The sequence below is a fragment of the Prevotella sp. LMAG:51 genome (genome assembly GCF_008680225.1).
GTDB lineage: Bacteria > Bacteroidota > Bacteroidia > Bacteroidales > Bacteroidaceae > Prevotella > Prevotella pectinovora.
Genome location: NZ_NALQ01000004.1, coordinates 1 through 10,205, shown reverse-complemented (window position 1 = coordinate 10,205; position 10,205 = coordinate 1). Strand labels below are relative to the sequence as shown.

10 protein-coding genes are annotated in these 10,205 nt (G+C 42.9%); 8 read left to right on the top strand and 2 right to left on the bottom strand.

Annotated elements, in window-relative coordinates; genetic code table 11:
* Nucleotides 1–15: 15 nt before the first annotated feature.
* Genes CCC32_RS01300 through CCC32_RS01285 form a run of 4 tightly spaced genes read left to right on the top strand, consistent with a single transcriptional unit; the run spans nucleotide 16 to nucleotide 3,510 of the window.
* Nucleotides 16–834, top strand: coding sequence for a hypothetical protein (locus tag CCC32_RS01300; RefSeq protein ID WP_287071701.1), 819 nt, complete (start codon nucleotides 16–18; stop codon nucleotides 832–834).
* A 38-nt stretch (nucleotides 835–872) separates the two neighbouring features.
* The gene (locus CCC32_RS01295; protein ID WP_287071700.1) at nucleotides 873–1,097 is read left to right on the top strand and encodes a hypothetical protein; all 225 of its coding nucleotides are present in this window, start codon (nucleotides 873–875) and stop codon (nucleotides 1,095–1,097) included.
* Between the two features lie 25 nt (nucleotides 1,098–1,122).
* Nucleotides 1,123–1,590 carry a hypothetical protein gene (locus CCC32_RS01290; RefSeq protein ID WP_287071698.1) on the top strand — a complete coding sequence of 156 codons (468 nt, stop codon included), beginning with the start codon at nucleotides 1,123–1,125 and terminating at the stop codon, nucleotides 1,588–1,590.
* A 9-nt stretch (nucleotides 1,591–1,599) separates the two neighbouring features.
* Complete coding sequence (locus tag CCC32_RS01285) at nucleotides 1,600–3,510, top strand: hypothetical protein (RefSeq protein ID WP_287071694.1); 1,911 nt, start codon at nucleotides 1,600–1,602, stop codon at nucleotides 3,508–3,510.
* A 9-nt stretch (nucleotides 3,511–3,519) separates the two neighbouring features.
* Here the strand turns inward: CCC32_RS01285 and CCC32_RS01280 are convergent, their stop codons facing one another.
* Nucleotides 3,520–4,203 carry a response regulator transcription factor gene (locus tag CCC32_RS01280; RefSeq protein WP_287071692.1) on the bottom strand — a complete coding sequence of 228 codons (684 nt, stop codon included), beginning with the start codon at nucleotides 4,201–4,203 and terminating at the stop codon, nucleotides 3,520–3,522.
* A complete protein-coding gene (locus CCC32_RS01275; protein WP_287071690.1) occupies nucleotides 4,190–5,686 on the bottom strand; it encodes a sensor histidine kinase in 1,497 nt (498 codons plus the stop codon). The genes CCC32_RS01280 and CCC32_RS01275 overlap by 14 nt, the downstream gene beginning before the upstream one ends.
* A 146-nt stretch (nucleotides 5,687–5,832) precedes the next feature.
* On the opposite strand from CCC32_RS01275, the gene CCC32_RS01270 reads away from it, so the two are divergent.
* The 4 genes from CCC32_RS01270 to CCC32_RS01255 form a co-directional block, all read left to right on the top strand.
* Nucleotides 5,833–6,729 carry a GLPGLI family protein gene (locus tag CCC32_RS01270; RefSeq protein ID WP_287071688.1) on the top strand — a complete coding sequence of 299 codons (897 nt, stop codon included), beginning with the start codon at nucleotides 5,833–5,835 and terminating at the stop codon, nucleotides 6,727–6,729.
* Between the two features lie 6 nt (nucleotides 6,730–6,735).
* Complete coding sequence (locus CCC32_RS01265; RefSeq protein ID WP_287071686.1) at nucleotides 6,736–9,288, top strand: carboxypeptidase-like regulatory domain-containing protein; 2,553 nt, start codon at nucleotides 6,736–6,738, stop codon at nucleotides 9,286–9,288.
* A gap of 11 nt (nucleotides 9,289–9,299) precedes the next feature.
* On the top strand, nucleotides 9,300–9,722 hold the full coding sequence (locus CCC32_RS01260; RefSeq protein WP_287071685.1) for a hypothetical protein: 423 nt from the start codon (nucleotides 9,300–9,302) through the stop codon (nucleotides 9,720–9,722).
* A gap of 21 nt (nucleotides 9,723–9,743) precedes the next feature.
* A partial coding sequence (locus tag CCC32_RS01255) for an SDR family NAD(P)-dependent oxidoreductase (protein WP_287071683.1) occupies nucleotides 9,744–10,205 on the top strand: 462 nt, incomplete at its 3' end.

The following is a 10,205-nucleotide window of genomic DNA, read 5'->3' as shown; positions in this document are numbered from 1 at the left end:
GAAAGGAACTACAATATGACAACAGAATCATTATCAAAAATAGTAGAGCAGTCGCTAAACAGTGTATCGCTACAGGATATAAAAGATGCAAAGAAGATACCAATAAAGGACCAAATCTTCGCACTTCTTAAGCTTGTGACAGGAGACGTTGTAGGTGCCGCAGAATCAGAGATGCAAGCAATTACCGACTATAAAGAGAGCGAGTTCTTTCGTAAATATACTTGTTACTTGTATGAACTTATTGACACCACTCCCGAAGAGAGACATAAGTTCTGCCAAGAAATCCAAGAAAAGGCAGAAGATTTCTCTGGAAATGTAATTATGGGGATGGTTGATAGGCTGGATAATATCAACAAAGAGACAATATTAGCGAGATTGACAATTGCCAAAATAAATGAATTCATTAGTATTGAAGATTTCTTCCGTCTTTGTTCTATGCTTGAAAGAATTCCGTATGTTGATTTGAAAGAACTTCCACATTACAAGGAGCCTTTTTATGATGTGAGTGGTGATACGGAGTTACTATATTCAACAGGAGCTTTGATATTACATACACTTGATGCTAATGGTTCAAACAAGTATATTCTTTCTGTGCTTGGAGAAAAACTTCTGATTTGGGGATTTTGCATTAGTCTTGATATGGAACGTGAACGTGGAACGAATGTAGAGTTGAATTATGCAACAAATGATGACATTGATGAAATCTTTAATGAAAAAATAAAAGCATCACGTCCCTACTATAAAGATGGTACATTGTATTTTCCTGATGGAACAAAATCAGGAGAAATGGAAGATGACGGCCAATATCTTTATGATTTAGCAAGAGGAAAGTAAAGATTAGGCCGAAATACTAAATGGCCAACAATAAGAATATGAAGATGATTTACAACAATATCATTATGACCCACCAACCAAATAAGCAATTCAACACCTATAAGGAGGGACTCGATTTGGAGTTCCTGCGGGAGTACTGCATGGAGCATGGGGAGTTGCATGGGATGGAGCGTGGCAAGACGCTGGAAGATGCGAGCGAGTTGTCAGGATTGGTCAAACCCTCCGTAATACACTTAGACAATCCTAATAATATTATCAAATAACAAACATATAATAAATCTTTAAGTCATGATTTCATTTACTAATGCACATAATATTCAATTGTTCCAAGACTTTATTAATAGGGAAAGTAATTCTATCATCTTGAGAGATAAAAATGACTCTTTTCGTGTTATATTGCCAGATGATTTTATGTCTGGCATATTTAATCCAGACGAATATGTATCAATAAACGGTAATTATATATACTATAATGAAGCAAGATGTAATGAGATAAAATTGACAGATGAAGAGCGATTCTCTTGCATTGCTCATGAACTTGGACATTATTATGATGAAACAGAAAAAAATGAATACAATGGTAAAATTCGAGAGATGAATGCAGACAGATTTGCAGTTAGTCTAGAACTTGGAGAACATCTATTATCTGTATTAAACAAATTTAGAATTATTTTTGATGGTAATGATAGAGAGAGAATAGATGAGCGTATCAATAATTTACAAAATATATTATTAGTTGCAAATCAAGAACAATAGAAAGATTATATGTCTAGAAGAAAGAGAAAAAAATATAAGCAAATTAGGCACCAACGTTATGTGACTAGAAAAGTCTATAAAACAAGGAGAAGAAGACATCGTGGTCGGTCTTCTTCACATAGAAAAGTACATTATTCTGCCCAAAGTAAAGCAAATAAACACAAACATTATTCCCATCTTGTTCAGATTTTAGAATATAATGTGCTATTTGGATCAGAACACAAACCAACGTTCAATGAGCTTTTAGCCTACATTCCAAGAGAAATGGCAATAAAGATTGCTGGTACAATAAATAATTTGTATGGTAATGCAGAATTAGAAAAGTTGAATCGTTTCTTTGCGACTTCCAGTTTAAACAACCGTCAGATTGTTAAGGGATTATTGAATAAATATTTCAAAAAAAATCCCCATAGCGTACAAATATTTTGGGCAACAGCAGAAACTCCTATTCAACTGTTAAGATATGCGTTTGCATTCCCTTTTAATAAAATCAAGGCAGATGAAATATCAAACGAAGAGGCAGAACTATTTCTTTTTAAACTTATTCTTCTAATGAACGAAAAGGCAACCGATTACCATATCAATGAAAAAGATATGATAATTGAAAATATGCTCTTTCTTCTCTCAGTATTAAACAACAACATGCATGGGCAAGATGAATATTTCAGGAAAGATCGGAGTATCATGCAATTGTATATGGCAGTTGAGTTCTTTCAATATCTCGAAAGTGTAACCAAGTATCATCTCATCTATGAAGCTTTCTTGAGGAAACATGGTGTAAAATCATGGAATGAGTATATTCGTTCTATTTTTGGATTAATATCTATGTTAAATTATAAGGCTGGCTGGATTCCTGCAGATTTGAGAAATGATTCGGATTCTTTAATTAGCTTCGGCATCCTAGAATCAATATCAAGAAGTTACTCTGACAATATTCAGTTCTATTCTGCTGGACCGATGGACAGAAGTGGTAATACAGATTATAAAGCATTTAGAGAGCGTCCTTTGATAAAAATGCCGAATGGTGACTATTATTTATTTAGTTGGGAGTTCATGGTTGATCGTCTTTACAATTCATTATATTTTGAATTCAAAGAGTTGCCAATTAGCGAAAACATGCAAAAAAGAGTGCCAAGTCTGTTTACAGATAATTTCTCTGAAAAAGTAATGTTTGACAGACTTCTTGAAAACTCGATATCCCCCCAAATGTACAAATTGATGTCAGAAGAGTTTCTTCGTAAGAATTACAAACATAAGTCTGGAGAACTGGGACCGCCTGATTATCTGCTTGAAAGTATGAACTCCTATATAATTTTCGAGTGTAAAGATGTAAGAATTGGAGGTGATGAAACTGAAAAACATGACTTCGATACGCTCATTGACATATATAGTAATAAACTTTATAAGAAAAGATGGCGATATGAGGATGGTATCAAAACCTATTTCTCAGAAGATAAAGACGGTAGGATTGGTATAACCCAACTGACTGGTCATTTATCTGATATCAGACAAGATAAATTTAAATATCACAATACCAAAAGTGATAAGAAAATATATCCAGTATTGATCCTTTCTGACTATAAATATGTTCATAGAGGTTTTACAAGAATAGCAAACAAATGGTATCAGGAGTCATTGGTAAATTTAGGTGAAAGTAACACACCAAATACGAACCGTCCATTAATTGTGATGTCCTTCATTACCTTGATAAAGTACAAGAACCTATTTTGTAAATATGGTTTTGAACACTATTTTGAGCTATTCTACAAATTGTATAGTTTACCTCCTATCAGTAGAGAAGTTGCCATAGAATCAAATATGTCATTTGATGATTTCATGGCGAGATATCCGTTTGATCTATCAACTTTTCACAAAAAACTAATGATAATCATCACAGCAGATATGAAGAAAGCCCCTTGACTCTTGACTTCATACTTCTATCACCTCCAACCTATACCCACGTTTCTTTAGTGAAACGATGGAGATGGAAGTGTCAGGGTCGAGCATCTTGCGGATATAGGTTATCTGAACGTTGAGGGCGAGGGAGTTGGCATAACTGTCGTTCCCCCAAACATGTTCCAACAGATATGAACGCTCTACGGTCTGGCCGATATGCTGGGCTAAGATGGTAAAAATCTCCGATTGGCGGGCAGAGAGATGCTGCACCGTTCCGGCATATTCAATCGTTGAGAGATTGCTGTCAAAGATAGTCTGGCCGATGGTGATACGTGATGGAAGTGTGGGTTGGCGGTGTTCGAATCGTTCTTTAATCTTTGCGATGAGTTCTTCGGGATAGAACGGCTTGGGTATGTAGTCATTACCTTTCAGGTCGAACCCTTTTAGGCGGTCGGCCTTTTCCGTCCGGTCGGTAAGGAAGAAGATCAGCACGTCGCGGTCTTGCTCGCGAATAAGCTGTGCCAACTCAAAGCCATTCATCACTGGCATATTAACGTCGAGTAACACCAAATCGGGTCGGATGGCAGAAAACGTCTCCCAACCTTTGCCCCCATTCTCGGCGTAACTTACTTCGTAGCCCTCCACCTCTAAGAACTTCCGCAGGAACTCGGAGTTCTGGCGGTCATCGTCAACGAGCAGAATCCTAATCTTTTCCATCCGTCTGTGGTATTATAATGGTGAATGTTGTACCCTGGCCCTCAGTGCTCTCAAACGTAATCGTACCTCCATGTGCTTCTACCAGCAACTTCACATAACTCAGTCCAAGTCCGATGCCAGGAATGGACTTGTCCTTAACCGTTTCGCTGCGGTAGAACTTGTCGAACACATATCGCTGATCTGCTTTTACGATACCGAAGCCATTGTCTGCCACCGTGATTTGTAACATTCCGTCTTCACACATCCTATAGTCAATCCTGATGGTCACCGCTTCTACGGAGTATTTGACGGCATTCTCCAGCAGGTTGCAGACGATATTAGCCAGATGCATACGGTCAGCTCTTATCTTCAAATTACTATCACCTACGATTTCCATCTTCACATCCTTGCCCGCAGGAATGTTCTGCTTGTCCCGACATTCCTCTATCAGCTCACGCAGAGAGAAGTCGGACTTCACTAATGGTATTTCAGTCGTGTCGCTCAGTGTGATATCCCTCAGTTTCGAGAAATACGAAGTCAGGTTATCCAGTTCATGATGCGAACTGGATAGTATGCGTTGCTTGCTCTCTGCGTCCTGCATCATCCTTTCATTGCCCATGAACGACACACACATCTTCAGTGTCGAAATAGGCCGTTTCAGTTCATGAATCATCGTGTGTAGGAATTCCTGCCTAATGGCCTCGATGTGCCGTTGCTTGCGGATGGTCAGTATCTGATAAACCAGACAGAAGATAAGGAAGAACGAGAGTAATATGGTTATCAGCAACGTATAAGCCATCTTGCGGATGACGGGTGAAATACTGATGGCTGTTGTCACCACTACCTCTTGTCCCTCGAAGATGTCGTAAGGATAAGACACTTGCATTACGGGTTGCCAAATGGAACCCTTTGTTTGCATGGACGGTTGCCAGATCATCGTGTCGGCTTTCGTGGTTATAATGCTTTGAGCAGCTATATCTCGTGACTTCAGGATGCTGTCGAGCCTTTCCTTTTGGAATGGATGTTGATGGTCAACGGTGAATCGGTTGAGTGCTTCAATCAATTGGCTTGTTCCCATTTCTTTGTTGTCCTTGCTGTCACAAGTAAAAACAAAGTATTCCAAGCCTTTGGGCAGTTCCGTAGGAACGCTATCATGGAGGTTGGCTATATAATCCAATAGATATGCATTGGCATCTGATTCTTTGGGAATATAATGTAGCGTATCAAGTGCAAAGACTTCATACCTCCATGTCTCAACAGCATCGTCCCCCTTTATTTCGTATGTTTTCCTAAAACGGTTAGCGTAGAACCTTGGAGAATGTGGCAATGATTTCCTGATTGCTAATTCTTCTTCAGCACAGGCAATAATCATACTGTACAGTTCACTTTTGTATTCTTCAAGCGACAATTGGTAACGGCTGTAAAGCCAGTAGCCCTGCACGATGCTGTAGGCTACGATAGCACAGATGGTCAGGCCATATATGAGCTTAAATCTACTTTCCATGCTGCAAAAGTACATATTTATTATGAACCCGCGCCCGAAAGAATCCGAAAAATGCCAAACAGTAATAATTCAGTAATAATTATTTTCTTTTACGGGGTATAATAGCCCTATCTTTGCACCCGATTTCACATCAAAACGTAAATAAAATGAAGAAAAGAGTATTATTTATCGCCCTCGCCTTTGCCCTTGTCAGCACAATGATGGCACAAGAAGTAGAGCACAGGAAGGAAGTGTATGTAATCAAGGCAGGCAAAGCCTCAGGAATTAACACTGCTACACCCGTTGAGCAGAAAGAAATCGGCAAGGCAGTGATGGAGTTTATGTATGACTACAAGTACTTGACTGACACAACCGATGTGAGTCAGACAGAGACTGACCGAATGACACTGCAAGTGACTTATGGTATGTCGAAGTTCACGAGTTTCCGAGCCATGCAGATTGATTCACTTATTCGCGTCTCAACAGCTGAACAAATCCGGGCTAACCCAGACAGTTACATAGGCGGCGAGACGTTTAGCATCTTCAAGAACTATCCGCAGGGGCGCTTCACCGTCATCGACAAGGTTTCCACGGACTGGTTCTTATACGAAGAGGACATTCCCACGCAGGAATGGACGCTGACCGACGAGACGTGTGAGATATTGGGCTATGAATGCAAGAGTGCCGTGTGTGACTTCCGTGGTCGACGGTGGACGGCATTTTATACTGACTCAGTTCCCGTTGCCGATGGACCGTGGAAGTTTGGTGGCCTGCCGGGGTTCATCATGCAAGTCTATGACGAGGGGCATCAGTATGAGTTTACCTGTGTGGGCATAAACTCCAAGGCCGACCGAGCCATCACCATACCCGAAGTGCCGTTCAACAAAACTACTCGCCCAAAATTCTATGCCACCAAGTTAAGGTTTGACACCGATCCCTTCGCATATATGATGAACGTAAATGGTGTCAACGTGCAAGTGAAGGGTGCCGACGGCCAGCCTCGCACTGACATCACTCAACCACGAACCTTGCAATACGACTACATCGAACGCGACTGGAAGTAATATCTTATGAAACGACTCGCCATCCTATTGTTGTACGTGTACCTTCACCTGCCCCTCTGCTACGGACAGGTGAAGGCACTTGTTGGCTCTGTGACCGACGAGGAAAGTGGCGAGCCTGTGGCTGGTGCCATCGTGCAGGCCGTCGATGGGAAAAGCTACACTTTTACCACCAATGATGGGCGTTTCTCCTTAAAGGGTGAGGCACGACAAATCCGTGTGCAGTCTATGGGCTATCGTAGTATCGTCGTAGATGTTTCTGAAAGCCCTATGCACATCAAGATGAAGCCGGAGGCCACACAACTGAAAGACGTTATCATCAAGGCTCCCGACATTATCCAAAGAAGCGACACACTGGTCTATTCCATGAGCAAGTGGGCGCAAAAACAAGACCGCAACATAGCCGACGTGCTACGTCGCTTGCCAGGCGTGGAGGTGGCAGAGGACGGAGCTATCAAGTACAACGGCGAGCCTATCAACAAGTTCTATATCGACGGTTCTGACTTTGTGAACGACCGCTACGGCGTGGCCACCAATAACATTTCTCCTGACGACGTAGCCAGCGTAGAGATTATGGAGAACCACCAGCCCGTGAAGGTGCTTGAAGGACTGGAGTTCTCACAGCAAGCCGGACTGAACATCAAACTGAAAGAAGCCGCCCGCGCCCGCTGGATTGGCATCCTGAATGGCGGCATGGGTGCTAAACCTCTGCTCTACGATGCATCCGTGTTTGCCATGCGCATTGCCAGGAAATGGCAGAACATGGAAACGTTGCGACTGAACGATACGGGATGGAATCCCAACAGTCAGAGTCAGCGGCATACTGACAACACACTCCCGGGCAGTGGCTATAATGACAATCCGTGGCCTGACTATATCGCCATCGGCACCACCTCTGCGCCGCTTGACGAACTGCGCACCCGTGACAATCTTTCATTTCTGGCACAGTCGAGCAATTCCCGTCATGTAGCCGATGGTCTTGATGTCAAGCTGAATGCTACCTATCAAGCTGACCGTTTGGACTTCACCAATTCCTGCACTACTCGTTATTTCGACAAGAATATACCCTCGTTCTTAGAGCAGAACACTATGCGTAGCCACGAACACCTGCTAAACGGCGAATGGTCACTGCAACTGAATCGGCACAATAACTATCTGAAAGACAATCTGAGCGTGGATGCCCTGTGGAATCATGCTACGTCTGCCGTCAGCGGTACGCAAACACTACAGCAACAGTCCGACCTCCCATCCTTTGACATCACCAACGATTTACAACTGGTTCGCCGAATCGACAGCCACCTACTGACCATCTCGTCGCACAACCGCTATGCCCATCGACCCCATTCGCTTACTGCCGATAACATTCTGCAAGACCTCACTACTGACGACTTCCGCTCTGTTACTGAAGCCCGTTATGGCTGGCTACTCCGTCGTTGGTCGTTCTACGCCCGTGGCGGCATCGACCTCAATCTGCACCATTTCCAGAGCAGACTCAGTGGTCTCATGCTGCCCGACTATCCTTTAGATGGCCATCGAAACTTCACCGTCCTCAAAACTTACGCCTCGCCCGAAGCCCGTTATCAGCACCATCGCTGGTGGCTTACGTTCTCACTGCCCATTAGCTACTATTATTATCATGTGGCAGACCTACTGGCCGATACCTCTACGGAAAAACACTTTATGTCCATTTCGCCAATGGTCTATGTTCGCCACCAACTCACGGCCAAGACCGAGCTCTCTGCTTATCTCAATTACAGTCTCCAGCCAGTCGCGCCAAGCAGTTATACGCAAACCGTCATTATGTCTGACTTCCGAAACCTAACCTTTCAGACACCATCCGCAGAAAGCATGCAGCAACGTTCGGCTTCCGTCAGACTGCGTTATCGAAACCCCATCACCTCGCTCTTTGGCAATCTTTCTATCAAATATGAACAGGACTATCAGCCCCTGATGCAAAACCAACTGTTCACCAGCGATCATGTTCTTACTGCTTTTGTCACTTGTGGGAACAATTTCTCCATTACCCAACTCAATGGCGGCATCAGCAAAGGTCTTTGGTCAGCCAAAATCACCGTAGGCATCGATGCGTCTTTTGGGCACTCCAGCGCCAGGATGATGCGGCAGAATGTGGAACAGCCTTACACCTCCACCTTCATCACCCTTGCGCCCAAATTCTCTGGCAAATTCACGCGCTGGCTCTCCTCTGACTATCGACTGACTTACACTAACAACCAATACAAGGTCGATGCAGTAAAGGCCATCCACAGTGCACTGCGCCAGAACCTCTCCGTTACACTCCTGCCTACTGACCAATGGCATATTGCTTTCGGCGCAGAGCATTACTACACGCGCTTTTCCACCGACCAGACCGCCAGCATCATTTTCCTCGATGCCTCTGTCCGCTGGCTCCTTTCCAAACGCATTGACATCTCTCTTGCCGCCACCAATCTCCTTAACGAGACAGACTATTGCTACACCACCTTCGGCACCCTCTCAGAATCTTTGTATTCCTTCAAGATACGACCAAGAAATATTATCATTAAAATGCAAATCAAGATATAGTAACGAAACAAATGAAAACAAAGAAGATTTGGAGAATCGCCTTTATGATGCTTGCTGCTTTCTCCCTCGCCTCTTGCAGCAGCGATGATGACTATAAGTTTGATGCAAGCAAACTTGAAGGTAAATGGAGAAAAGCTATACGAAGTGGTCTCATGGACGGAGAGACGGTAATATATACTTTCTATCCCGAGAACTGGTATTCTGGTCGCATCGAGCAGCTAGTTTCTGCATGGGCCGATGAAGGTTGGACAACAATAGACCTTAATTATAGGGTTGGAGAAACTGGGCACATGAATATATTCACAGGAAGAACTTACAATGGAGAATCCAAAATCTACCTTGAAGTTGATATTCACAAACTGACTGGTTCTGAAATGATTTGGTATCAAACTAATTCAAGCGAGGAAATAGCTCGCTTTACAAAAGAGAAATAAGTCAAATCGGAATTTAACGCAATGAATATCATTATCATTGGAGCAACTTCAGGCATAGGAAGGGCACTTTTTGAAAAGTACGCTGTTGATGGTAACTGCATCGGCATTGTTGGTCGACGTGCAAATTTGCTGGATGAACAGTACAAGCAACACCCCGACAACACTTTCACTTCTACGGCTGACATCACTAAACAAGAAGAAATCGAGCAGGCTATCCACACACTTTGTGCAAAGCTGAAACACATTGACCTCGCCATCGTATGCTCTGGTACGGGTGACCTCAATCCTTCACTTGACTATGCTTTGGAATGTCCTGCGATTGATACTAACGTTAAAGGATGGACGTTTGTCATTGATACGCTTTACCACATCTTCGAACAGCAAGGTTTTGGTCACCTCGTAGCAATCACATCAATAGGATGGCTACGAGGTGAGCCAATGGCTCCTGCTTATAGTGCAACCAAAGCCTATCAAATCAACTAC